We start from the raw sequence: 22,026 nt of genomic DNA, 5'->3' as shown, positions 1-22,026 counted from the left end.
TTCGTCGGCGTGGCGGGCGGCGACCACAAGGCCCGCCCGGATTGCGAGGTGGCCTATTGCCCCTTGGTCGCGAGCCAGACGATGTGCCGGGCGCCGCGCTTGCCGTGAGCCCGCACCTTGACCTCCTCGACCGTGAAGCCGCCCTGCTTGAGCCTTCGGGTGAAACCTGCGTCAGGGCCCTGCGACCAGACCGCCAGCACACCGCCGGGCTTGAGAGCTGCTCTCGCGCTGATCAGGCCGGCTGCGCTGTAGAGCGCATCGTTGGCCTTGTAGACGATGCCCTCGGGGCCGTTGTCGACGTCGAGCAGGATCGCGTCCCAGGCCGAGGCTTGCGATCGGATGAGCTGACCGACATCGGCCTCACGAATGCTGACGCGCGGGTCGTCAAGCCAGCCGCCGAACAGCTCGGCCATCGGGCCCCGAGCCCAAATCACGACTGCCGGCACCAGTTCGGCAACGGTGACCTGGGCGTCGTCGCCAAGCTCGGCCAGCGCCGCACGCAAGGTAAAGCCCATGCCGAGGCCGCCGATCAGGATGCTTGGGTTCCGGCGGCCGGCAATCCTTTGACAGGACAGTTTCGCAAGCGCCTCTTCGGAACCGCTGAGCCGGCTGTTCATCAGCTCGTTCGCACCAAGCATGATCGAGAATTCGTCGCCGCGCCGTTTCAGGCGAAGTTGCTGTCCGCCGTCAGGCGTTTTTGCCGAGTCCAGTTGGAGCCAGGGGATCAAAGACTGCCCCTTTGTTCGACCATGATCTTGTCCGAAAACCGGTTCCCACTTTCCGCTAACGCGGACCTTCGGTTCGGGGTCATGGTCTAGGCCGCCAGTGCCGGCTGGCTCCAGCGGGCGGCAAGCAGCCGGTAGGGGATCAGCGCCACCACCGCTATGACCAGTTTAACGCTGAGATCGCCGAGCGCCCAGGATACCCAGCGCATCGTCTCGACCGGCAACACGCCCATGAGCGGCGCGGTTTCCAACGCAAAGCCGTCGTTCGGTCCGGCGAAGGCGAAAGCCGCCGCAAAGGCGACGGTGAAAAACACCACCGTGTCGAAGACAGAGCCGACCAGCGTGCCGACAATCGGCGCGCGCCACCAACTCTGCCGGCGCAACCGGTTGAACACGGTGACGTCGAGCAACTGCGCGGTGAGGAAGGCGGCGCCCGAGGCCGCGGCAATGCGCACCAGCCGGTCGGCGGCGGTCTCGAATTCGATCAGGCCGTGGCGAAACAGCAGCGGCGGGATGACGATCGAGCAGATCACCGCTGTCATGAAGCCGATAAAGACGATCCTGCGCGCCACCGCCGGTCCATAACGGCGATTGGCGAGATCGGTGACCAGGAATGAGAACGGATAGGTGAAGGCGCCCCAGGTCAGGATGTCGGCCAACGACAACCCGCCGATAGCACCCTGCATCGGGAACTGCACAAGGATGTTCGAGGCCACGACGACGAGCGCCATGGCCGCCACGAAGGGCAGGTACCGCGAGAGGAAGATCATTTTTTTATCCTGGGTAATGGAACCAGCGGAACGCGATCCGGAACCCGGGTCACGCCCTGGAAGGCGGCTGCCGCCGAAAAACTCAGGCGGCCGGCTGTTCGGCGAGCTTCTTGGCGATCTGCTTCTTCAACAGGCGGGCGCGCTGCGACAATTCCTTGGCATCGGCCTTGGCCAGGAAGGCATCGAGACCGCCGCGATGCTCGACCGAACGCAGCGCGTTGGCCGAAATGCGCAGGCGCACATTCTGGTTCAGCGCTTCCGAGATCAGCGTCACATTGACGAGATTGGGCAGGAAGCGACGCTTGGTCTTGTTGTTGGCGTGGCTCACATTGTTGCCGGACATGACTGCCTTGGCAGTGAGTTCGCAGGTGCGGGACATGATACTAACCTTCGGTTCTCGGTCCTGGCCAAACATTCGACCCGCGCCGGGTGGCGCGCGGTTTCGGTCAGGCGGCCTCATGGAAAAAGTTGGCGTTCCATAGTTGCATTTCGCCGAGGCGTCAAGCTTGGGGGTTGCTTCGGGCATGGGGAATCGCACTTTCGGAGTAGGCGTCGTCAGTGAAGCTGCTGATCGCCCTCTTCTGGAGGAGATGTTGCTGTCCCGCAGTTGTCTCAAGACCTGGGTTCCTCGCCCACCGCATGATGGTTGCGCTCTCCCCACTTTCGTGGGGCGAGGAGCCCAAGCCGGAGTGAAGCCGCAACCCTTTCCCTCATCCGGGCCGAGGCAGATCCGCAAATTCGTCGATGGCCGCATTTTGTTCTTGCTTTGTGCCGGCAGCTATGCCACTAATCTAGGTATGGTGCTGATTCGCACCGACGACCCGCCCGCCGAGGCGGGTTTTTTTCTGGCCCTGGACCCTCCCCAGCGTTCCCCGCCGACCCCCGCCGACGCCGCCTTTCACATTAAGGCCGGAATTCAGCCTATAAGCGGTCGCACAGGGACATGCCAGACCGGAGCCGCCCGTCCGGTCGACAACCAAGGACCCGCCATGCCTCGTTCTTTCCTCCATGCCCTGGTCGTGCTGATGGCCGTCGCGCTGTCGACGACGGTTTCGGCCGCTGAGCCGCAATCCTTCACGGGCGAGTATTCGGTATCGTTCCTCGGCCTTTCCGTGGCCAAAGCGAAATTCTCCAGCCACTACGAGGGCGACACCTATTCGATCGAGGGCAGCGTCTCCGCTGCCGGCCTCGCCACTTTGTTCGACGATACGCGAGGTACGATCTCGTCGAAGGGCAAGATTTCGGGCAAGCGGTTGCAGCCGCAAGCGTTCCACGCCGACTACACGTCCGGCAAGAAGGCATCGATGATCGACATCCGGTTTGCCAACGGCGTCGTCACCTCGACCAAGGTCGTGCCTGAGCCGAAGAAGCGCAATCCCAACAACTGGATACCGCTGGCCGGCAGCGATCTCGTATCGGTCCTCGATCCGATGGCCGCGACCGTCATCCATGCCGACAGCCTCGACCAGGTCTGCGGGCGCACGGTGAAGCTCTATGACGGCGAAATGCGTGCCGATCTCAAACTGACCTACGAGTCCAAAGGGTCGATCTCGGTGGCCGGCTACAAGGGCGATACGGTCACTTGCAGGCTGGGCTTCGAGCCGGTGGCCGGTTACCGCAAGAACCGCAAGGCGCTGAATTACCTGAAGAAACGCAGCCGCATCATGGTGACGTTTGCACCAGTCGGCCAAAGCGGCGTATATGCGCCGATCCGCGCCACGGTCAGCACGCAAATCGGCCCGTTGACGATCAGCGCGGAGCGGTTCGAAGCAAACGAATAGGCGTGATGGTGCGCCGCCAACGATGGGCAGGGGGCGACGGCTATGGCGCGCGCAACACTGATCGGCTTCTCCGCGGTCGCCATGTGGGCGCTGCTGGCGCTGCTTACGGATGCTTCGGGCGCCGTGCCGCCGTTCCTGCTTTCGGCAATCACCTTTACGATCGGCACTTGCGTCGGGCTGGTTGCCCGGCTGTTGATGCCGGCAGCCGATGGCGCCGCGAAGATACCGCGCCAGGTCGAAATACCACGCAAAGTCTGGGTGATCGGCATTGCCGGCCTGTTCGGCTACCACTTCTTCTACTTCACTGCGCTCCGCAATGCGCCGGCCGTCGAGGCCAGCCTGATCGCCTATCTGTGGCCGCTGCTGATCGTGCTGGGGTCGGCGCTGATGCCGGGCGAGCGGCTGGCCTGGAACCACGTCGCCGGCGCGCTGCTCGGCCTTGCCGGCACGATCCTGATCGTCACCAAGGGCGGCGGGCTTGCCTTCGACGCGCGTTATGCCTTCGGCTACGCCATGGCCGGCGTCTGCGCGGTGCTGTGGTCGTCCTATTCGCTGTTGTCGCGGCGCTTCCCGTCGGTGCCGACCTCGATCGTCACCTGGTTCTGCGCCGCCACCGCGGCCCTTTCGCTGGTCTGCCACCTATTGCTTGAACAGACGGTGCTGCCCGCCGGCGCCGGCCAGTGGCTGGCCGTGCTCGGCCTCGGTCTGATGCCGGTGGGGGCGGCGTTCTATGCCTGGGACATCGGCGTCAAGCGCGGCAACATCCAGGTGCTGGGGGCGGCGAGCTATGCCGCGCCGCTGCTGTCCACCCTCGTGCTGATCGCCGCCGGCTTCGCCGAGCCGTCATGGCGCATCCTCGCCGCCTGCGTGCTGATCACCGGCGGCGCGGCACTGGCGGCGAAATCACTGTTCCTGCGCAAGAGGGCTACGAGCGAGGCAAACGCTTGATGCCGTTTCCCGGCGGCATCGATGCCAATGCCAATGCGACGCTGGTATTTTCGCTGGCGGCGGCGGTGATTTACGCGTTCAGCCTCGGCATGCCGCCGCGCCTTTCGCGGTCGGCGGCAAGGACATTGGCGGTGGCGATGCTTGCGGTGCTGGTCGTGCAGCAGGGCGGTCCATGGCTGCTCGTCGCCGCACTCGGCGTCAGCGCCGTGGGCGACGCCCTCCTGTCGCGCGACGGCGAGAAGGCATTTCTTGGCGGCGCAACCAGTTTTCTTGCCGCGCATGTGCTTTACGTCGTGCTGTTCCTGCGTGCCGGCGGCGGCCTCGGGCTGCTTTTGGCCGAGCCGTGGCGAGCAGCGATCGTGCTGGCGATGGCCGTGTTGGTGCTGGCGATGGTTTTCGCGCTTCGGCGCCGCGTCGGCCCTGCCTTGCGTTTGCCGATCGGCGTGCATGCCGGGGCACTGCTTGCCATGGGCATTGCGGCGCTCACCCTGAACAGCGTCGGGGTCATTGGCGGCATCGTCCTGCTCATGCTGTCCGACGGGCTGCACGCCGCGGAAAAGTTCCTGCTGCCTGCCATCTCGCCGCATCGCATTTGGGTGCGCCATGCGGTATGGGCGCTGTATTACGTCGGCCAGCTGGCGATCACGCTGGGTTTCCTGCTGGGCTAGGTGCCTATGGCGTTCCCGGCAGCCAGCCTGGTTCGGCAAGTTCGAAGGCTGCGAAATCGAAACCCGGCGCCACGGTGCAGCCGACCAGGGTCCATTCGCCGAGGCTGCGTGCCGATTGCCACCAGCCTGCCGGCACGACGATCTGCGGCCGCTCGCCTGCAGCGAGCCCGGTACCGAGGATCTCCTCGATGACGGGACCGCCTTCTCGATGTATCGACAGCGCCAGCGGCGCACCGTCATAGAAATGCCAGACCTCGGCCGCGTCCTTGACCCGGTGCCAAGCCGACAATTGGTCCTTCTCGAGGAGGAAATAGATCGCCGTCGAATGGCCGCGCGTACCTGCCGAGCCGTCGCGAAAGGTCTCGGCATACCAGCCGCCTTCCGGATGCGGCTTCAGGCCGAGCAGAGCGATGATTTCGGCGGAACTGGTCATGACCCTAGCTCCTGGCGCCGCTCAGAAATTGTTCTTGCGCTTGCGGATCTCGGCGAACACTTCGGCGTCGGAGGCCTTCTCCAGGCCGAGATGTCTGCGGATCGCCGGATCGTGCCAGCGCAGGAACGGATTGGTCGACAGTTCCTCGCCGATCGTCGTCGGCAGCGTCGGCTTGCCGTCGGCGCGCAACGCCTCGACCTTGGCGGCGCGCTCTTTCAGCGCCGAATTGGTCGGGTCGACGGTCAGCGCGAAACGGGCGTTGGCCAGCGTATATTCATGGCCGCAATAGACGACCGTGTCGGCCGGCAGCGCCGCGAGCTTCTTCAGGGATTCGTACATCACCGGCGGCTTGCATTCGAGCAGCCGCCCGCAGCCGAGCGCAAACAGCGTGTCGGCGGCGAATGCCTCTTTCGACGCCGGCAGATGGTAGGTGACATGGCCCGCGGTATGGCCGGGTGTGGCGATGACCTCGATCCGCTCGTCGCCGAGGTGGACGACCGAGCCCTGTTCGACAGTTTCGTCGATGCCGGGAATCTTCGCCTTTTCGGCTTCCGGACCGACAATGCGCAGCTTGAAACGCTCCTTCAGCGCCAGATTGGCCTCGACATGGTCGAGATGGTGGTGGGTGGTCAGGATCATCGTCGGGGTCCAGCCGGTGCGCTTGATGGCCGCCAGGATGGGCGCCTCCTCGGGCGCATCGATGAGCGCCGTCTGGCCGCTTTTCGGGTCGTGCACCAGCACGCCGAAATTGTCGCTGCGGCACATGAATTGTTCGATCTCGACCGGCATCGCATCTCTCCCTTTATTGCCGCAGACATAGGGCGCCTGCCAGCCGATGTCATCTGCCTTTGTTGAACTTGGACTGCTTCGAAGCTACCGTTCCGCGCATGCATTCAGACATTGTCGATCTCCGTTCTTTTTATTCGACCACGCTCGGCCGCCTGGCCGAACGCTCGATCACCATGGCGCTGTCCTCGATATGGGCCGTAGTGCCCAACGAGCGGCTGGTCGGTCTCGGCTATACCTTGCCGTGGCTGGAACGCTTCGGCAGCGATGCCGAGCGTGTCTTTGCCTTCATGCCGGCAACACAGGGCGCGGTGGTCTGGCCGGCGACGGGGCCGACGGCGACCGCGCTGGTGTTCGACGAGGAACTGCCGCTGGTCGATTCCTGCATCGACCGCATGCTGCTCGTCCATTCGCTCGAACATGTCGAGAACCCGCGCGAGACGCTGAACGAGATCTGGCGGGTGCTGTCGCCTGCCGGCCGTGTCGTCATCGTTGTGCCCAACCGGCGCGGCGTCTGGGCGCGCTTCGAGCATACGCCTTTCGGCAATGGCCGGCCGTTCTCGCGCGGCCAGCTCACCGAATTGCTGCGCGAAGCGAATTTCACGCCGGCGGCATGGTCCGATGCGCTGTTCTTCCCGCCGTCGCCGCGACGTTTCATGATGCAGTTCCACAATGTGCTGGAACGCGCCGGCCGGCGCTTCTGGCCGATCTTTTCGGGCGTTATCGTCGTCGAGGCGCAGAAGCGGCTTTACCAAGGCGTGCCGGTTGCCCAGCGCGCGTCCCGCCGCGTCTTCGTGCCGGTTCTCTCGCCGCATGGCGCGCCGACGCTTGGCCGGACTGTCGCGGGCCAAACGTCCGGCGCCGCCAAGATGACGCGTTCGTGATCCGACGCAGGCTTTTTCTCACCTATCTGTCGCGGACGGGTTCGCTGCCCGATTGAAGGCATACGCAATCGGTTCTATGACCGGCGATTTCTATGACCGGGCTTCAGCACCGCTTCCGAATGCAAGGATTCACTCATGGCTGATCATCCGGATGTCGAGGCCAGCGCCCAGAAGCTTGCCGCGTCGATCGAAGCCAGCAGCCTGCGTGAGCAGCTGGCAACAATCAAGATAGCGCTGACCACCTCGCCAGTGCGAAAACAATTGTTTTGGGCCGCAATCGGCATCGTCGCCGTCATTGTCGCAACCTCCGTCGGGCAGGTTCTGCTCAACCGCTGGAACCAACCGTTCTTCGACGCGCTGGCGCGGCGCGACATGCAGGCCTTCCTGCATCAGCTTCTGGTCTTTGCGGCAATAGCCGGCGGGCTGCTTCTGTTTAACGTGGGCCAGACCTGGCTCGACCAGATGATCCGCCTGAAGCTGCGCGAGGCGCTGACGCTCGATCTGATCGGCGAGTGGATGCGGCCGGCGCGCGCCTTCCGGCTGGCCCATGCCGGCGCCATCGGCGTCAATCCCGACCAGCGCCTGCAGCAGGATGTCGCGCATCTCTCGGATCTTTCCACCGGCCTCGGCATCGGCCTGCTGCAGTCCTGCATCCTGCTTGCCTCATTCGTCGGCGTCTTGTGGTCGCTGTCTTCCGGCTTCGTCTTCCACATAGGCAGCCATTCGCTGGCCATACCCGGTTACATGGTCTGGGCGGCGATCCTTTATGCCGGCACCGCCTCCTGGTTGAGCTGGTTGGTCGGGCGGCCGCTGATCCGCTTCAACAACGATCGCTATACGCGTGAAGCGGAGCTGCGCTCTTCGGTGGTTCGCGTCAACGAGAATGTCGATGCCATCGCGCTGGCGCATGGCGAGGCCGATGCCAGACGCCGGCTCGAATTCGATCTCGGCATGGTGCTGGGCGCCATGCGGCGCATCTACAGCGCCCAGATCAATCTTTCCTGGGTTACCGACACCTACGGCTGGATCACAGTCGTTGCGCCGATCCTGGTCGCCTCACCGGTCTATTTCGCCGGCGATATCAGCTTTGGCGGCTTGATGATGGCAGTCGGCGCTTTCAACCAGGTTCATTCCTCGCTGCGCTGGTTCATCAACAATATCGGCGGCATCGCCGATTGGCGCGCCACGCTGATGCGGGTCGCCGACTTCCGCATCGCGCTTGGCGACACCGACGCGCTGCACGATACGGAAAGGCGCATTTCGTTCGGCGAAAACCCGGACGGCAGCCTGACCTTCGAGAAACTCGAGATCGCCTCGCCCGAGGGATGCACCAAGCTTGCCGAGCCGCATGTCGAAATCCGCGCCGGCGACCGGGTCATGATCACCGGAGATCCGGGCGCCGGCAAGACGCTGTTCTTCCGGGCCATTGCCGGTCTGTGGCCGTGGGGCAGCGGACGGATCGGCATGCCGGCCGGAGAAGCGCCGATCTTTGTTCCGCGCACCCCCTATTTCCCGCTCGGCAGGCTGCGCGAGGTGCTCAACCATGCAGACGGCGCGGCGGAGGCGGCCGATGCCGAGATCTCGGAGGTGCTGGCCGATGTCGGGCTGCAGCGCCTGTCGTCCTCGCTCGATCGGTCGGCGCGCTGGGAGCGTGAGCTCAGCGACGACGAGCAGCGTCTGCTGGCCTTTGCCAGGCTCGCCTTGCGACGGCCGAAATGGGTGATTATCGACGAGGCGCTGGACGCGTTCGACGGCCCGACGCTGAGGCAAGTGCTGTCGATGCTGGAGAAGCGCATTCCCGACGCCGCGATCCTCAATATCGGCCGCGGCCAGCACAATGGCCGCTTCTTCCGGCGGGCGTTGACCATCGTCAAGGATGCCGGCCAACCGGCCCTCAAGCCGGCCCGTATCAGGGCAGGGGCCATCGAACCGCCCCCGGCCATCGCCTCGGCTGGCCGAAAGAAATAGAAACCAAGCTTTATTTCGCCGCGATCGCGGCGAAAAACTGTCGCGATCGTTTCAGATGGGAACGTTCCGATCGGCCATGCTTGACGCTTTCGCCCTGCTCGCCTGCCTTGCCTGCGCCCCGGCGGCACCCGTGGCCGCGCCGGCCAATGCACTTGCCGTCGATGTCGAGCTGGTGCTGGCCGTCGACATCTCGCAGTCGATGGATGAAAGGGAGTTTGCCCTGCAGCGCGCCGGCTATGTCGCGGCGCTGCGCCATCCCGACTTCATCAACGCCGTGCGTGCCGGCACCTCCGGCCGCATCGCCATCGCCTATTTCGAATGGGCCGGCACCATCCGCGACGATGCGGTCATTGCCTGGCAGGTCATCGACAGCAAGGAGAGCGCCAACGCTTTCGCCGACAAGATCGCGGCCCGCCCGTTCAGAAGCTTTCGCGGCACCTCGATTTCCGGCGCAGTGGCTTTCGGCGTCGAGCTTTTCAACGGCACGGCCTTCACCGGCAAACGCCGCGTCATCGACGTCTCGGGCGACGGCCCAAACAACACCGGCTTGCCGGTCACGGCGGCACGCGATGCGGCGCTGGCGAAGGGCATCGTCATCAACGGGCTGCCGATGCTGATCAGCCCGTCACCCACCTTCAGCCATCTCGACCGGTATTATGTCGAATGCGTCACCGGCGGGCCGGGCTCGTTCGTGCTGCCGATCTATGCTGCTTCCGAATTCGCCACCGCCACTCGCCGCAAACTGATCCTCGAGGTCAGCGGCATCGAGTATCCCAAGGTGGATCCGAGGACGATCGGCATCGACGCACCGATCGACTGCCTGCAAGGCGAGCGCGACCGGCGGTTTTTCTCGGACCCATACTTCCCGGAACTCGACCGATAAGGCTGGCCCAGGGGTAGGTTAGGCTGGTGGCAGGCCGAAGGCCGGGAACAGAGATGGCCCGAGCGGCCCTATGAAGATCGTCAAGGAAGCGATCCCGCCCTCGGCGGCGTCGAACACATGCAGGGAATGGGCCCGCCATTCAGGGCCATCGTGGCTGCGGGAATAAACCCCGACCGCCGGCTGGGCATTGGCCCGAGTGGCCAGCGTGCGGAAGCCGCCAAACCTCGGCCAGACGGTCTCGAGGAAACCGCGGATCGCTTCGCGGCCTTGATACCATTCGCGCCAAGGCGGCATTGTATAGATGGCGTCCTCACGCAGCAGCTCGATCAAGCTGTCGAGATTGGCGGCCTGCCAGGCCTGCATGTAGCGTTCGAGCAGCAGGCCTTCTTCGGGGCTGGGCCGTGATCGGCTGGTCGGCCGTCCCTGGGGATAGCGCGCCGCCAGCGTTGCGCGGGCGCGCTGCAACGCGCTGTTGATCGAAGCCGTCGATCCGCCCAGCAAACGCGCCGTCTCGACGGCCGACCATCCCAGGACGTCGGCAAGCAGCAGCGCGGCGCGCTGCCTGGGTGGCAGATCCTGGATCGCTGCGACGAAGGCGAGCTGGACGGCCTCGCGGCTCTCGTAACGGGCTTCCGGACCTGACTCGCTGCCGGCAATGTCTGGAAGCTCGGCGTCGGGGTAGGGCTCCAGCCAGGCGATGTCGGCTACGGGCCCGCCTATGGCCGCCCCGTGCGAGGGCGGCCGTCCGGGTTCCCGGAGAATGCGATGCGCCCTCGACCTCGCCTTGATGGCGTTGAGGCAAGCGTTGGTCGCGATCATGTAGAGCCAACCGCGAACCGAACCTCGCCCGTCGAACTCCGACCTGGCACGCCAGGCGCGAAGCAACGTGTCCTGGACGAGGTCGTCGGCCTCGTGCAGCGAACCCATCATGCGATAGCAATGCAGCTTGAGCTCGCGGCGATGCGCGGCCGTGACCTTCTCGAAGGCCAGCCGATCGAGGATCGGCTGGCGTGCTGGTTCCAGAGGTGGTTGAGCGTCTGTCATGTGGCTTGTGCGGTTACGAGTGAGCGTTGCATTACGCGCGCCTCAGGCGGCCGGTGCAAGCCCGCTACCGCTGACCATGAAGGAACTGCCTTGCGGCTGGCCGGTGGCGAGCGCGACCACCGCCCGTCCGACGTCGGCCGGGGTTTGCGTGTCGGTCATGGCGGCGATGAAGTCCGCCGGCTGGATGCCCATATAGGCCGCTATGCTGTCGACGCCGGCCTTGCCCACGCCGGTTTCCGGCATGATGCGCATCGGCGCGAGCGCCATGAAGCGCAGGCCGAGGCCAAGCCGGTCGGCCTCCTTCTGGCTATGACCGGCCAGGAACATCTGCATGCGTTTTGCGCCGGCATAGCCGCCGGCGTTCGGTGGTCCGCCGGTCAAGGCCGCGCCGCTGGAGATCAGAACGATCCGGGTCCCCGGCTTGAGCGGACGCCGCAGAGCGGCCCGGCAAAACAGGAACGACGCCTTGACGTCCGTGTCCCAATTTGCCGAGAACGCCTTCCAGTTCTGTTCGTGCAGCGGCGCGGAAGGCGCCAGCGCGCCTGCGCAGATCACCAGCACGTCCGGCTCAAGCGCGGCGAAGACCTTGTCGGGGGCGGAGTCCACCGTCGCATCGACGGCGAGCGTCGTCACGCCCGAGACCTCCCAGGCAAATTGCGCCAGGGCTTGTTTCCCGCGGGCGACGGCCAGCACCGTCGCTCTCTCCTTGAGGGCGGCCTCCGCGATGGAGCGGCCGACCCCACGGCTGCCTCCTACGACTACAACATTCTGACCTTGCAACGATCCCATGGATCACCTCTCTGTTCCCGGCCGCCGGACCATCCAGGCGCGCTCATCGATAAGGACAGCGCAGGCGTGCGGAAATCATCGGCGCCAGGCGGAAATATTTTTCAGGTGACAGCAGGGCTCGCGCACGGCCCTGTTCGGAGCAGCAACGGCAGAGGCGCGTCGGTTTTGTATTCAGTGTCATTACCTCGGGGGTAATCGACCAGCGTGCAAGGTCTCGGCAAACTGCTCCCATCAAGCCGGTTGTCCGGCTTCGACCACCAGGGAGTACAGCCATGACCGCCTACGCCGTCGCGCATATGCGCCAGGTCACGCCGGGGCCGCAGATCGTCGAGTACCTGCACAAGATCGATGCCACGCTGGAGCCGTTTGGCGGGCGCTTCATCGTGCATGGCAGCGAGGTGGAAGTCGTTGAAAACACCTGGCCGGGCCACCTCGTCATGATCGAATTTCCAGACATGCAGCAGGTGCGTGCATGGTACCGCTCGCCCGCCTATCAGGAGATCTTGCCGCTGCGCACCGAGAATTCTCAGTCCGACGTGGTCCTGGTCGATGGCGTCCAGCACCCGCACAAGGCCACCGACGTTCTCGAATAAGGGGACGATCCGCGACGATTGGCTCTTATCGTTTCAGCAGAAACACCGCCTGCTGGCCGAAAAAATTCCAGAACCACCACGGCATCGAGAAGCCGATCCGCTGGCCATTGGCGTCGAGCGCGGTCGCCTTTTCCACCGTCGCGCCAAGCTCGTCGCACAGATTGACGAAATCGCGAATGGTGCAGAAATGGATGTTGGGGGTGTCATACCAGGAATAGGGCAGGTCCTTGGTCACCGGCATGCGGCCGTTGAACAGTAGCGAAAAGCGCACCCGCCAGTGACCAAAATTTGGGAATGAGACGATAGCGCGGTTGCCGATCCTGAGCAGTTCGTCGAGCACCAATTTCGGATTGCGGGTCGCCTGCAAGGTCTGCGACAAAACGACGAAGTCGAAGCCCTTATCGGGATAGAATTGGAGATCCTTATCGGCATCGCCCTGGATGACCGACAGGCCGCGCGCCACGCATTCGTTGACGCCGCGCTGCGACAGTTCCAGCCCGCGACCGTCGACCTTCTTGGTCGCCTGCAGCAATTCGAGCAGCAGGCCGTCGCCGGAACCGACGTCCAGCACCCGCGACTGCGGCGGGATGAGATCGGCGATGACCTCGAGGTCGACGCGCTGGGCGCGGTTGACGCTCATGGGCTCGTCACTTGCCTGGCGCATGGTCCTGATCCGAACAATCCGGAACTTTTCGGGGTCATGCGCCGAGCCCTCTCGCCCGCGCCGCCGAGGCGATGAAGCCTTTGATGGCGGCGAACAGTTCCGGTTCGTCGAGCAGGAAGGCGTCGTGGCCGCGGTCGGTCTCGATCTCGACGAACGAGACCGAGGCGCCGGCCGCGTTCAGCGCGTGCACGACCGAGCGGCTTTCCTCGGTCGGGAACAGCCAATCGCTGGTGAACGAAACCAGGCAGAAGCGCGTCTTGGTGCCGGCGAAGGCATCGGCCAACCGGCCGCCATGGTCGGCGGCGAGATCGAAATAGTCCATCGCCCGGGTCATGTAGAGATAGGAGTTGGCATCGAAGCGATCGACGAAGGTCATGCCCTGATGGCGCAGGTAGCTCTCGATCTGGAAGTCGGCATCGAAGCCGAAGGTCAGGGCTTCGCGATCCTGAAGGTTGCGGCCGAACTTGCGGTGCAGCGCTGCTTCCGACAGATAGGTGATGTGAGCGGCCATGCGCGCCACCGCCAGCCCCTTTTCCGGCCGCTTGCCGTGCTCGAAGTATTTGCCGCCATGCCAGTCCGGGTCGGCCATCACTGCCTGCCTGCCGACCTCGTGGAAAGCGATGTTCTGCGAAGAATGGCGGGCGCCGGTGGCGATCGGCAGCGCCGAGAAGACGCGCTCGGGATAGCTCGAGGCCCATTGCAGCACCTGCATGCCGCCCATCGAGCCGCCCAGCACGCTGAACAGCTGTTCGATACCGAAATGCTCGACCAGCATCAGCTGCGCGCGCACCATGTCGCGGATGGTGATGATCGGCAGGTCGAGCCCGTAGGGTTTGGCGGTGGCGGGATTGGTCGAGGCGGGGCCGGTGGAGCCGAGACAGCCGCCGATGACGTTGGACGAGATGACGAAGAAACGATCGGTGTCGATGATCTTGCCGGGGCCGATCAGCACTTCCCACCAGCCCGGCTTGCCGGTCACGGGATTGGTGTTGGCGACATGCTGGTCGCCGGTCAGCGCATGGCAGACGAGGATGGCGTTGGAGCGCTCGTCGTTGAGCGTGCCATAGGTCTGGTAGGCGATCTGGAACGGCGACAGCAGCGTGCCGGCGTCGAGCTTGAGCGGCTTGTCGGCGCCGAAACGCAACACCGGGCTCGACGGCTGGTCGGCCTCGTTGTTGGTTTTTCGCGCGCGCAAAGCGACCATCACATCTCCTTGCCCGGCCTTCAGTTGTCCACCGCCGGTCCGGGCAACAACCAGCCAGGGCAACAAAAAACCGGCCATGCCTTCGCAAAGCCGGTTACAAGATGCAAACGGCCCTTTAGCAAGTTGTTTAACGTGGCTGCAAGCCGACCGGCCAAATCACCACGGAACTGTTGCTGCTCTTCTAGGACCGACGCATGGCTTCGTCAACGGCAAGTTCTTGATCCCGAATTGCCGCCCCTCGACATTCCGGGCCACGGCTTGTATTTCCGCTGCGGCCTCCGGACGGAGGCACTCTCGACGGATTTCATGGAATGAGCCAGATACCGGATCAGACACGTCCAAGGCCCCGCGCCGGCATCATGGATATCGAAGCCTATGTGCCCGGCAAGAGCACGGCGCCTGAAGGTGTCGCCAAGGTCCATAAATTGTCGTCGAATGAGAACCCGCTCGGCCCTTCGCCAAAGGCGATAGAGGCCGCGCGCGCGGTCGCAGACAAGCTCGCGGTCTATCCCGACGGCAGCGCCAGGCGCCTGAGGGAAGCGATCGCCGAGGTGCACGGGCTCAACCCGGCGAACATCGTCTGTTCCAACGGCTCCGACGAGATTCTGGGCCTGCTGGCGCAGACCTACCTCGCACCCGGCGACGAAGCGATCATCACCGAACACGGCTTCATGGTCTACAAGATCTACATACAATCGGCCGGTGCCGTCCCGGTAACGGTCAAGGAGACCGATGAACGCGCCGATGTCGATGCAATTCTTGCCGCGGTGACGCCGCGTACCAGGATCATCTTCCTTGCCAATCCCAACAATCCAACCGGCACCTACGTGCCGTTCCAGGAGGTGCGCCGCCTGCATGCCGGCCTGCCGCGAAACGTGCTTCTGGTGCTGGATGCAGCTTACGCCGAATATGTCCGGCGCAACGATTATGAAGCCGGCGTCGAGTTGGTGGGCAGCGCGGAAAACGTGGTCATGACCCGCACTTTCTCCAAATTGGGCCTGGGCGGGGCGCGGATCGGCTGGATGTATGCGCCAATGCACGTCATCGACGCGATCAACCGCGTGCGGGGACCCTTCAACGTCAATGCGACGGCAATCGAGGCCGGCATCGCAGCGATCCGCGACCGCGTCCATATCGAGCGCAGCGTGGCGCATAACGAGACCTGGCTGGCATGGCTGACCGAGCAACTAAGCGGGCTTGGGCTGCGGGTGACACCGAGCGTCGGCAATTTCATCCTTATCCACTTTCCCGAGGACAAAAAGCATTCGGCGGCGGCCGCCGACGACTACCTCAGTGCGCGCGGCTACATATTGCGGCGCGTTTCCGGCTACGGTTTTCCGAACGCGCTGCGCATGAGCATCGGCACCGAAGAGGCCAACCGCGGCGTTGCCGCCGCACTCGCGACATTCCTGAAAAGCTAGAACACCATGACCTCACCGATGTTCGAAAAGATCGCGCTGGTCGGCATCGGCCTGATCGGCTCGTCGCTGGCCCGCGTCATCCGCCGTGAGGGGCTCGCCGGCCAAGTCGCGATTTCGACGCGCAGCGAAGCGACGCTGGCGCGGGCGAGCCTACTCGCCCTCGGCGACACCTACACGACGGATGCGAAAGAGGCGGTTCGCGATGCCGATCTGGTCGTCGTTTCGGTGCCGGTCGGCTCTTCGGGTACCGTCGCCGCGGAAATCGCGCCGACGCTGAAGAAGGGCGCCATCCTTACCGATGTCGGCTCGACCAAGGCATCGGTGATCGCGCAGATGCAGCCGCATGTGCCTGATGGCGTGCACTTCATTCCCGGCCATCCTTTGGCCGGCACCGAAAAGTCGGGACCAGATGCCGGTTTTGCCGAACTGTTCGAGAACCGCTGGTGCATCTTCACGCCGCTGCCCGGCACCGATCCCGCGGCACTGGAAAGGCTCTCGGAATTCTGGCGCCGCTGCGGCTCCAACATCGACACGATGGACCCGCAGCATCACGACATGACGCTGGCCATCGTTTCGCACCTGCCGCACATCATCGCCTATAACATCGTCGGTACCGCCGACGATCTGGAGTCGGTGACCAAGTCCGAGGTCATCAAATACTCGGCTTCCGGCTTTCGCGACTTCACCCGTCTCGCGGCGTCCGACCCGACCATGTGGCGTGACGTCTGCCTGCACAACAAGGACGCCATCCTCGAAATGCTGGCGCGATTCTCGGAAGATCTGTCCTCGCTGCAGCGGGCGATCCGCTGGGGCGACGGCGAAAAGCTGTTCGACCTGTTCACCCGCACCCGCGCCGTCCGCCGCTCGATCATCGAGGCCGGCCAGGACATCGACGTACCGGATTTCGGTCGCCAGGCAGTCGAACACCCGCCGAAGGGATAAGCCGCGGCAGGCCGATCGCAGTCCCGACCGCCTAGTCAAGCGGCTTGATCTTGCCGAGCGGGATGAAGCCGAGCGAGGCCTTGCCCCTGACGATCTTCAGCGGCATCGACGGCTGGTTGCCGAGCAGCGCCAGTCCGGCAAAGCCGGTTTGGATCTCTTTCTTCTGCTCGGGGATGGCGGTGGCAAGGATCGCCGCCACGGCCTTTGGATCATTGAGCTTGATCGTCAGATCGGCATTTATGAGACCGCCGTCATCGACCGACAGCGGTCCGGAAACGGTGATGCGCGCAGTTCCGGACGACAGATCGAGCTCGTGGATTTCGGCCGCGAGGCCGCGCAGGCTCTTCGGGTTTGCCATGATCAGCATCACGCCGTTCTTCAGCGTCACATCGCCGCTGCCATCGAGCGGCGGCAAGACGCGCCCGTCGATGGCCGCCGCGTCGATTTCGAGATCGGTGAAATTGCCGGCATAGTCGATGTCCGGGCCGTTTGGGCGCAATTGCCCGCTGGCAGTTCCGGCGCTGAACAGCGAGACGGGATCGGTATCGTCTGCGGGATCGGTCTGGCCGGACAGGCCTTCTGCCTGCAGCGAGAGGCGTCTCGGCAGCGGCCAGGACAGCTTCATGTCGGCCCGCAGATCATCCCAGTCGATCCAGAGCGGGGTCATGCCGGGAACGGAGGTCCTGAGCGGCCCCCTGAGCTCGGCGGCAGGCGACAGAAGCTGCGTGATCTGGGTGGCAGCGTTGATCTTGCCTGTCGATGCCGCGACGTTGCGGCTGTCATCCTCGTAAGCCAGACTGTCGCAGGAAAGGGTGAAGCTGAAAGGATAGCCGCTGACCGCGAGGTTGGCACAGGCGGCCTTGATGTCCTTGTCATCGAGATCGGCGACCGCCTTGTCGGCGGCGCTCTCGACCAGATCCGCCAGGTAGAACCAGCCCGCGCTGTAGATGCCGAACAGCGCGAGAATGAAAGCGGCAAGCCACAACAGGCGGCGACGCTGGCTGGGCGGCTGGCGCTCGTCACTTGACGTCATGCTGCGGCTTTCGTTAACGCGGGTGGCACGGGCGGGCTGTCGCTTGCGGCAACAACAGGTAGACGGACTGAAACACCACCGGTGGAGTGGTTCGTTACAATCAGGCTTGGCGATATGGGCGATTTTTGGGTTTTTGGCTACGGCTCACTGATCTGGCGGCCGGGATTTGCGCATGTCGAGACGCGGCGTGCCCGCCTGCATGGCTACCGCCGTTCGCTCTGCGTCTATTCTTTCGTGCATCGCGGCACGCGCGAACGGCCGGGCCTGGTGCTCGGACTCGACCGCGGCGGCTCCTGCATCGGGCTGGCGTTCCGGGTCCCAGGCGAGCTGCGCAACGAGGTCATCACCTATCTGCGCGAACGCGAGCTGGTCACCAACGTCTATCTCGAACGTGTGCTCAGCGTTCGCCTCGACAAAAGTGAAACGGATGGGAGCGGGACGGTCGAAGCCATCGCCTATGTCGTGGACCGCAGCCACGAGCAATATGCCGGTGCGCTCGACCCGGCCGAGGCGGCGGCCGTCGTTCGCGGCGCCGTCGGCCAGTCGGGGAGGAATGAGGATTACGTGCTCAGCACGCTGGAGCACCTCGAAGCACTGGGTATAAGCGATCATTGGCTGGAAGACGTGACGAGACGGATCGCGACGTAGCGCCTTTTATCGTTATCATGATGTTTTCGGTGCCGTGACGCGGGCTACATCCTGAAAATCTGTTTACCAAGGTCGGCGCGATCCAGGCTGTTTGCCACCGCAAGCTTGAACTCGGTCAGCGCGTGGAGACCGCCGACAGGAACGTGGAAGCCCGGCTGGCCAAAGATGTCGATGATCTCGCGTAGGACAGGCCGGTCGGCTTCGGCAGGCGGCGAAAAGAAGTAGCGATAGATATTTGCCCTGATTTCGACGCCGCTCAGCAACACATCGAAATTGTGCAGTTCGAAGCGCTCGGCACTCATTCCGCCATTGATCACCATCTGCCCGCCGAGCGCCAGGGTGCGGATCAATTCGCCGCTGACAGGTCCGCCGACATTGTCGATAATCCCGTTCAATCCGGCGCCGCCGTTGATATCCATCACCGCTTCCCGGATACTTGCCTTCAAGTCCGAAAGGTCAAGAATGACAGAGGCGCCAAGCGTCTTCAGGTCGAAGCTCTGGTGCGAGCGCCGCACCAGCGCGATGACGTTGATGCCGCGTCGTTGGGCGAACTGCATCACCATTGTTGAAATCGACGAATAGCCGGCCGTGACAGCCAGCCACTGCCCGGGCCGGACACGGGAATCCGTCAGCAGATCCCACGCGGTAATGGGGTTCACCATCTGCCCGGCGCGTTCGACCGGATAGTCCGCAGGCAACGGGATCAGCCATTCGGCGGGAATGGCCGCGTACTCGGCCCAGCTGCCATAATAGCTGAACGCGACAAGCGTGCCCGGTTCCAGCAAGACATTCGCGCCAACGGCTTCGACGATGCCGGCACCGTGGTTTCCCGCGATCTGCCGGGGAAAATGCGGCTTCTTCGGTTCGGGATAGAGGTCCTGGATAAACAGGAAGTCGCCCGGATTGATCGAAGCCGAGACCATCCTGACCAGCACCTCGCCGTCGCCGATGCGCGGAATCGGCAGGTCGTCCATGTAGAGCACGTCGCGCGGCGAACCGATGGCGTCAAATACGATTGCTTTCATGCCGTTCTCCATAACAAATGATCCCATGCCAACAGTCTGGGCCCGGCCGACAGCGTTGGCGCGGCGGAACCTACGGTCGGCTGGCAAAAGTCAGAATTGGCAGATTTGACAATCTATGTGCCAAATTTGCCAGATCGTTTCTTCAGAGGCTGCTGGTTTGGATTCCGGGAACCAGCGCCTTGAGCCGGACACGGCGCGGCGGGTCGCGGCTTTGTGAAGCGCCGGCGGGTTGGCAAAGAGGCTATACGTTTGACGTTGCCACGGCGCGACATAGGTTAGCCCGGTCGGCGGCTCCCATCCGCCCCAGCATGAATCACCATGGAGATCAGTTTTGCAGAAACGTCGTCTCGGTCGCACCGACCTATCCATCGCGCCATTGGTTCTGGGCGGCAACGTGTTTGGCTGGACCGCCGATGAGAAAACCTCGTTCGACCTGCTCGATGCCTTCATTGAGGCCGGTTTCAACGCCATCGACACGGCGGATTCCTATTCGCGCTGGATTGCCGGCCACCAGGGCGGCGAATCCGAAGCCATCATCGGCAGATGGATGAAGAGCCGCGGCAACCGCGACAAGGTCGTCGTCATCACCAAGGTCGGCTCGGATATGGGACAGGGCAAGAGGGACCTTTCGGCCGCCTATATCGAAAAGGCCATCGATGCTTCGCTGAAGAGGCTGCAGGTCGACAGCGTCGATCTCTATCTGTCGCATTGGCCCGACCCGGCGACGCCGTATGAGGAAACGCTCGGCGCTTACCAGAAACTGCTCGACAAGGGCAAAATCCGTTATGCCGGCGCTTCCAACCTCGACGCCGCCCAGTTACGCGCCGCACTCGACGTGGCAAGCCTGCGCGGCCTGCCGCGCTACGAGGTGCTGCAGCCGGAGTACAACCTCTACGACCGCTCGTCCTTCGATGGTCCGCTGCGCGATCTGTGCGTGGCCGAGGACATCGGCGTCATCACCTATTTCAGCCTCGCCAAGGGATTTTTGAGCGGCAAGTACCGCAGCGAGTCCGACCTCGGCAAAAGCCCGCGCGGTGGCGGTGTGAAAGGCTATCTCAACACGCGCGGCATGCGCATCCTCTCAGCGCTCGATGCCGTGTCGGCCAGACATTCGGCCAAGCCGGCAGAAGTGGCGCTGGCCTGGGTGATGGCGCGGCCCGGCGTCACCGCTCCGATCGCCAGCGCGACGACGCTCGACCAGCTCGACAGCCTGGTGCGGGCCGCGTCGTTGCAGCTCAGCCCGGACGATATCGCCGAGCTCGACAAGGGCAGCGCATAGCCGCGCACGATCGTTCAAGACCGGCGCCGCTGCCTTGCCCTACCGTCCCTGCATCGTCACAGGATGCAGGGACGTCGCATGGCCGGACAGGGTCTTCTCGATCAGCAGCTATGGCAGCAATTGCTGGCGCTTGTGCTGGCATCGGCCATCGTTATGGGCAGCCCGGGGCCGGCGACGATAAGTGTCACCGCGATCGGCGCCGCGTTCGGCCTGCGCGATTCGCTCCGTTATGCCTCGGGAATCGTTGTCGGCACGGTCCTCGTGCTTTTGGTGGTGGCGACGGGCATCATGGCCGTTCTCACCGCGCTGCCGAAGCTCGCAGCGCTGTTGGCGGTCGCCTCGGCAGCCTACATCCTCTATTTGGCGTTCAAGATAGCGACGGCGCCGCCCCTGGCGGCACGCGTCGGTAGGGCAGCGCTTCCCACTTTCCTTGGCGGGTTCCTTCTGGCCGTTGCCAATCCGAAAGCCTATGTGGCGATTGCCCCCGTGTTTGCTGGCGCGTCTTCCGGCGCCGGCGGTCTTGCTATTTCAGCCAAGCTGGCGGTCCTCGCCTTGATGATCGTTGCCATTCATCTCTTGTGGCTTCTCGCCGGCGCGGCTTTTGCACGTTTGCTTCGCAAACCGCTGGCGTCGCGGATCATCAATCTGGTGTTTGCCGTGACGCTGATTGCAACAGCCGGCCTGGCTGCCTTGCCGTGAGCCCTTCTGGCGTTCGCGGCGGGGTGTCTCAGCCTTTCAATTCACGTTTCGCGTCCAGCTCACCAAGCCTTTTCACCGCCGTCGGCGGCATCGGCGGCGGGTTCGGCGTCTGCGACGCCTCGACGAGGAGCTGGTCGCAGGCTGCTTCCGTCTCGGCGATCAGCCGGTGCATAAATTCTTCCTTGCCGAGGCCCGGCGGGATCGGCGGCAGGAAGCGCGCCTTGATCGTACCGGGATAGCGCAGGAATTTGCGGCGCGGCCAATAGAGGCCGGCGACGTGAGCGACGGGCACCACTGGAATGCCAAGTTGCGCATAAAGTTCGACGATGCCGTATTTGTAGACCGGTTCGTCGCCCGGCGCACGGCGCGTGCCCTCGGGATAGATGATGAGCTGGCGCGGATTGCGCGCCAATTCCTGTTTGGTCGCGGCGATAACCATCTTCAATGCCTTCGAGCGGCTGCCGCGATCGACCGGAATCATCCGCATCTTCAAGATGTACCAACCGAAGAACGGGATCCAGGTCAGCTCCCGCTTCAATATGTAAACGGGATCGTCGAGATACGGCAGGAAAGCGATCGTGTCCCAGAAGGACTGGTGCTTCGGCGCCAGGATGAAGGAGCCTTCAGGCAGGTTTTCCAGGCCGGTGATCTCACTTCTGGTGCCGGCGACCTTATCGTAGAGCCACATGCTGGTGCGCGACCAGAATTTAGGCACAAACCAGGCGCGATGGCGCGGCGACAGGAAATAATACGGAGTCCAGAGGATCATCTGGACGATCAAGTTGAGGTAGAAGGCGAGATTGAACGCCAGCGAGCGGAAATAGAGCATACAGCAAGTG

At 63.8% G+C, this 22,026-nt stretch carries 24 protein-coding genes and 1 riboswitch; of the genes, 12 read left to right on the top strand and 12 right to left on the bottom strand.

The annotated features are described in order from the left end of the window. Positions 1 to 53: 53 nt before the first annotated feature. From NKH50_RS20045 to rpmB, 3 genes are all read right to left on the bottom strand, one after another. A complete protein-coding gene (locus tag NKH50_RS20045; protein WP_352880637.1) occupies positions 54 to 728 on the bottom strand; it encodes a spermidine synthase in 675 nt (224 codons plus the stop codon). A gap of 86 nt (positions 729 to 814) precedes the next feature. Then, on the bottom strand, positions 815 to 1,495 hold the full coding sequence (locus NKH50_RS20040) for a queuosine precursor transporter (RefSeq protein WP_254816630.1): 681 nt from the start codon (positions 1,493 to 1,495) through the stop codon (positions 815 to 817). Positions 1,496 to 1,577: 82 nt separating this feature from the next. After that, a complete protein-coding gene (rpmB, locus tag NKH50_RS20035) occupies positions 1,578 to 1,874 on the bottom strand; it encodes a 50S ribosomal protein L28 (RefSeq protein ID WP_006328411.1) in 297 nt (98 codons plus the stop codon). Positions 1,875 to 2,484: 610 nt separating this feature from the next. Here rpmB and NKH50_RS20030 point away from each other — a divergent pair. Genes NKH50_RS20030 through NKH50_RS20020 form a run of 3 tightly spaced genes read left to right on the top strand, consistent with a single transcriptional unit; the run spans position 2,485 to position 4,892 of the window. Further along, complete coding sequence (locus NKH50_RS20030) at positions 2,485 to 3,276, top strand: DUF3108 domain-containing protein (RefSeq protein ID WP_352649297.1); 792 nt, start codon at positions 2,485 to 2,487, stop codon at positions 3,274 to 3,276. A 42-nt stretch (positions 3,277 to 3,318) separates the two neighbouring features. Beyond that, positions 3,319 to 4,224 (top strand): aromatic amino acid exporter YddG, encoded by a 906-nt coding sequence (gene yddG, locus NKH50_RS20025; protein ID WP_352880634.1) that lies wholly within the window; start codon positions 3,319 to 3,321, stop codon positions 4,222 to 4,224. Then, complete coding sequence (locus NKH50_RS20020) at positions 4,224 to 4,892, top strand: lysoplasmalogenase family protein (protein WP_352880632.1); 669 nt, start codon at positions 4,224 to 4,226, stop codon at positions 4,890 to 4,892. The genes yddG and NKH50_RS20020 overlap by 1 nt, the downstream gene beginning before the upstream one ends. 4 nt (positions 4,893 to 4,896) lie before the next feature. Here the strand turns inward: NKH50_RS20020 and NKH50_RS20015 are convergent, their stop codons facing one another. Then, positions 4,897 to 5,325: a cupin domain-containing protein gene (locus tag NKH50_RS20015; protein ID WP_352880630.1), complete on the bottom strand. Its 429-nt coding sequence runs from the start codon at positions 5,323 to 5,325 to the stop codon at positions 4,897 to 4,899. 21 nt (positions 5,326 to 5,346) lie between these two features. Beyond that, positions 5,347 to 6,114, bottom strand: a complete 768-nt coding sequence (gene gloB, locus NKH50_RS20010) for a hydroxyacylglutathione hydrolase (protein ID WP_352880628.1) — start codon at positions 6,112 to 6,114, stop codon at positions 5,347 to 5,349. Positions 6,115 to 6,212: 98 nt separating this feature from the next. On the opposite strand from gloB, the gene NKH50_RS20005 reads away from it, so the two are divergent. The 3 genes from NKH50_RS20005 to NKH50_RS19995 all read left to right on the top strand — a co-directional run bounded on the left by NKH50_RS20005 (position 6,213) and on the right by NKH50_RS19995 (position 9,846). Further along, complete coding sequence (locus NKH50_RS20005; protein WP_352687372.1) at positions 6,213 to 6,995, top strand: class I SAM-dependent methyltransferase; 783 nt, start codon at positions 6,213 to 6,215, stop codon at positions 6,993 to 6,995. A gap of 135 nt (positions 6,996 to 7,130) precedes the next feature. Continuing rightward, positions 7,131 to 8,963 (top strand): ABC transporter ATP-binding protein/permease, encoded by a 1,833-nt coding sequence (locus NKH50_RS20000; RefSeq protein ID WP_352687374.1) that lies wholly within the window; start codon positions 7,131 to 7,133, stop codon positions 8,961 to 8,963. Positions 8,964 to 9,039: 76 nt separating this feature from the next. Continuing rightward, the gene (locus tag NKH50_RS19995) at positions 9,040 to 9,846 is read left to right on the top strand and encodes a DUF1194 domain-containing protein (protein ID WP_352880769.1); all 807 of its coding nucleotides are present in this window, start codon (positions 9,040 to 9,042) and stop codon (positions 9,844 to 9,846) included. 18 nt (positions 9,847 to 9,864) lie between these two features. Here the strand turns inward: NKH50_RS19995 and NKH50_RS19990 are convergent, their stop codons facing one another. Together NKH50_RS19990 and NKH50_RS19985 are read right to left on the bottom strand one after the other, a co-directional pair. Then, on the bottom strand, positions 9,865 to 10,890 hold the full coding sequence (locus NKH50_RS19990) for an RNA polymerase subunit sigma-70 (protein WP_352880625.1): 1,026 nt from the start codon (positions 10,888 to 10,890) through the stop codon (positions 9,865 to 9,867). A gap of 42 nt (positions 10,891 to 10,932) precedes the next feature. After that, positions 10,933 to 11,679, bottom strand: a complete 747-nt coding sequence (locus tag NKH50_RS19985; RefSeq protein WP_352880623.1) for an SDR family NAD(P)-dependent oxidoreductase — start codon at positions 11,677 to 11,679, stop codon at positions 10,933 to 10,935. Positions 11,680 to 11,951: 272 nt separating this feature from the next. On the opposite strand from NKH50_RS19985, the gene NKH50_RS19980 reads away from it, so the two are divergent. Beyond that, entirely contained in the window at positions 11,952 to 12,272 is a 321-nt protein-coding gene (locus NKH50_RS19980) for a DUF1330 domain-containing protein (RefSeq protein WP_352687381.1), read from the top strand. A gap of 25 nt (positions 12,273 to 12,297) precedes the next feature. Here the strand turns inward: NKH50_RS19980 and metW are convergent, their stop codons facing one another. Continuing rightward, the gene (gene metW / locus NKH50_RS19975) at positions 12,298 to 12,912 is read right to left on the bottom strand and encodes a methionine biosynthesis protein MetW (protein ID WP_352687412.1); all 615 of its coding nucleotides are present in this window, start codon (positions 12,910 to 12,912) and stop codon (positions 12,298 to 12,300) included. A gap of 58 nt (positions 12,913 to 12,970) precedes the next feature. Then, positions 12,971 to 14,140: a homoserine O-acetyltransferase MetX gene (gene metX / locus NKH50_RS19970; RefSeq protein ID WP_254816640.1), complete on the bottom strand. Its 1,170-nt coding sequence runs from the start codon at positions 14,138 to 14,140 to the stop codon at positions 12,971 to 12,973. Positions 14,141 to 14,235: 95 nt separating this feature from the next. Continuing rightward, positions 14,236 to 14,313: riboswitch (SAM riboswitch) on the bottom strand. Positions 14,314 to 14,451: 138 nt separating this feature from the next. On the opposite strand from metX, the gene hisC reads away from it, so the two are divergent. After that, positions 14,452 to 15,561, top strand: coding sequence for a histidinol-phosphate transaminase (gene hisC / locus NKH50_RS19965; protein WP_352880620.1), 1,110 nt, complete (start codon positions 14,452 to 14,454; stop codon positions 15,559 to 15,561). 6 nt (positions 15,562 to 15,567) lie between these two features. Then, the gene (locus tag NKH50_RS19960) at positions 15,568 to 16,503 is read left to right on the top strand and encodes a prephenate/arogenate dehydrogenase family protein (protein ID WP_352687385.1); all 936 of its coding nucleotides are present in this window, start codon (positions 15,568 to 15,570) and stop codon (positions 16,501 to 16,503) included. A gap of 31 nt (positions 16,504 to 16,534) precedes the next feature. On the opposite strand, the gene NKH50_RS19955 is transcribed toward NKH50_RS19960, so the two are convergent. Next, complete coding sequence (locus tag NKH50_RS19955) at positions 16,535 to 17,536, bottom strand: DUF2125 domain-containing protein (RefSeq protein ID WP_352880618.1); 1,002 nt, start codon at positions 17,534 to 17,536, stop codon at positions 16,535 to 16,537. Positions 17,537 to 17,650: 114 nt separating this feature from the next. Between NKH50_RS19955 and NKH50_RS19950 the strand changes: the two genes are divergently transcribed. Further along, on the top strand, positions 17,651 to 18,184 hold the full coding sequence (locus NKH50_RS19950) for a gamma-glutamylcyclotransferase (RefSeq protein WP_352880767.1): 534 nt from the start codon (positions 17,651 to 17,653) through the stop codon (positions 18,182 to 18,184). Positions 18,185 to 18,228: 44 nt separating this feature from the next. On the opposite strand, the gene NKH50_RS19945 is transcribed toward NKH50_RS19950, so the two are convergent. Continuing rightward, on the bottom strand, positions 18,229 to 19,209 hold the full coding sequence (locus NKH50_RS19945; RefSeq protein WP_352880616.1) for a zinc-binding dehydrogenase: 981 nt from the start codon (positions 19,207 to 19,209) through the stop codon (positions 18,229 to 18,231). 331 nt (positions 19,210 to 19,540) lie between these two features. Between NKH50_RS19945 and NKH50_RS19940 the strand changes: the two genes are divergently transcribed. Both NKH50_RS19940 and NKH50_RS19935 read left to right on the top strand, forming a co-directional pair. Next, positions 19,541 to 20,488 (top strand): aldo/keto reductase, encoded by a 948-nt coding sequence (locus tag NKH50_RS19940; RefSeq protein WP_352649312.1) that lies wholly within the window; start codon positions 19,541 to 19,543, stop codon positions 20,486 to 20,488. A gap of 78 nt (positions 20,489 to 20,566) precedes the next feature. Next, complete coding sequence (locus NKH50_RS19935; protein WP_352880613.1) at positions 20,567 to 21,187, top strand: LysE family translocator; 621 nt, start codon at positions 20,567 to 20,569, stop codon at positions 21,185 to 21,187. A gap of 28 nt (positions 21,188 to 21,215) precedes the next feature. Here NKH50_RS19935 and NKH50_RS19930 read toward each other — a convergent pair whose 3' ends face one another. Continuing rightward, positions 21,216 to 22,016, bottom strand: coding sequence for a lysophospholipid acyltransferase family protein (locus NKH50_RS19930; protein WP_352880611.1), 801 nt, complete (start codon positions 22,014 to 22,016; stop codon positions 21,216 to 21,218). Between the last annotated feature and the right edge of the window lie 10 nt (positions 22,017 to 22,026).

The organism is Mesorhizobium sp. M1027, assembly GCF_040318745.1.
Lineage (GTDB): Bacteria > Pseudomonadota > Alphaproteobacteria > Rhizobiales > Rhizobiaceae > Mesorhizobium.
This window is presented reverse-complemented; position numbering and strand designations above follow the sequence as displayed.

What these genes read in the sequence shown, in the direction of transcription:
- NKH50_RS20040 (WP_254816630.1), bottom strand. Translation starts at nt 1,495, where the DNA reads ATGATCTTCCTCTCGCGGTACCTGCCCTTCGTGGCGGCCATGGCGCTC.
- rpmB (WP_006328411.1), bottom strand. Translation starts at nt 1,874, where the DNA reads ATGTCCCGCACCTGCGAACTCACTGCCAAGGCAGTCATGTCCGGCAAC.
- NKH50_RS20030 (WP_352649297.1), top strand. Translation starts at nt 2,485, where the DNA reads ATGCCTCGTTCTTTCCTCCATGCCCTGGTCGTGCTGATGGCCGTCGCG.
- yddG (WP_352880634.1), top strand. Translation starts at nt 3,319, where the DNA reads ATGGCGCGCGCAACACTGATCGGCTTCTCCGCGGTCGCCATGTGGGCG.
- NKH50_RS20020 (WP_352880632.1), top strand. Translation starts at nt 4,224, where the DNA reads ATGCCGTTTCCCGGCGGCATCGATGCCAATGCCAATGCGACGCTGGTA.
- NKH50_RS20015 (WP_352880630.1), bottom strand. Translation starts at nt 5,325, where the DNA reads ATGACCAGTTCCGCCGAAATCATCGCTCTGCTCGGCCTGAAGCCGCAT.
- gloB (WP_352880628.1), bottom strand. Translation starts at nt 6,114, where the DNA reads ATGCCGGTCGAGATCGAACAATTCATGTGCCGCAGCGACAATTTCGGC.
- NKH50_RS20005 (WP_352687372.1), top strand. Translation starts at nt 6,213, where the DNA reads ATGCATTCAGACATTGTCGATCTCCGTTCTTTTTATTCGACCACGCTC.
- NKH50_RS20000 (WP_352687374.1), top strand. Translation starts at nt 7,131, where the DNA reads ATGGCTGATCATCCGGATGTCGAGGCCAGCGCCCAGAAGCTTGCCGCG.
- NKH50_RS19995 (WP_352880769.1), top strand. Translation starts at nt 9,040, where the DNA reads ATGCTTGACGCTTTCGCCCTGCTCGCCTGCCTTGCCTGCGCCCCGGCG.
- NKH50_RS19990 (WP_352880625.1), bottom strand. Translation starts at nt 10,890, where the DNA reads ATGACAGACGCTCAACCACCTCTGGAACCAGCACGCCAGCCGATCCTC.
- NKH50_RS19985 (WP_352880623.1), bottom strand. Translation starts at nt 11,679, where the DNA reads ATGGGATCGTTGCAAGGTCAGAATGTTGTAGTCGTAGGAGGCAGCCGT.
- NKH50_RS19980 (WP_352687381.1), top strand. Translation starts at nt 11,952, where the DNA reads ATGACCGCCTACGCCGTCGCGCATATGCGCCAGGTCACGCCGGGGCCG.
- metW (WP_352687412.1), bottom strand. Translation starts at nt 12,912, where the DNA reads ATGAGCGTCAACCGCGCCCAGCGCGTCGACCTCGAGGTCATCGCCGAT.
- metX (WP_254816640.1), bottom strand. Translation starts at nt 14,140, where the DNA reads ATGGTCGCTTTGCGCGCGCGAAAAACCAACAACGAGGCCGACCAGCCG.
- hisC (WP_352880620.1), top strand. Translation starts at nt 14,452, where the DNA reads ATGAGCCAGATACCGGATCAGACACGTCCAAGGCCCCGCGCCGGCATC.
- NKH50_RS19960 (WP_352687385.1), top strand. Translation starts at nt 15,568, where the DNA reads ATGACCTCACCGATGTTCGAAAAGATCGCGCTGGTCGGCATCGGCCTG.
- NKH50_RS19955 (WP_352880618.1), bottom strand. Translation starts at nt 17,536, where the DNA reads ATGACGTCAAGTGACGAGCGCCAGCCGCCCAGCCAGCGTCGCCGCCTG.
- NKH50_RS19950 (WP_352880767.1), top strand. Translation starts at nt 17,651, where the DNA reads ATGGGCGATTTTTGGGTTTTTGGCTACGGCTCACTGATCTGGCGGCCG.
- NKH50_RS19945 (WP_352880616.1), bottom strand. Translation starts at nt 19,209, where the DNA reads ATGAAAGCAATCGTATTTGACGCCATCGGTTCGCCGCGCGACGTGCTC.
- NKH50_RS19935 (WP_352880613.1), top strand. Translation starts at nt 20,567, where the DNA reads ATGGCCGGACAGGGTCTTCTCGATCAGCAGCTATGGCAGCAATTGCTG.
- NKH50_RS19930 (WP_352880611.1), bottom strand. Translation starts at nt 22,016, where the DNA reads ATGCTCTATTTCCGCTCGCTGGCGTTCAATCTCGCCTTCTACCTCAAC.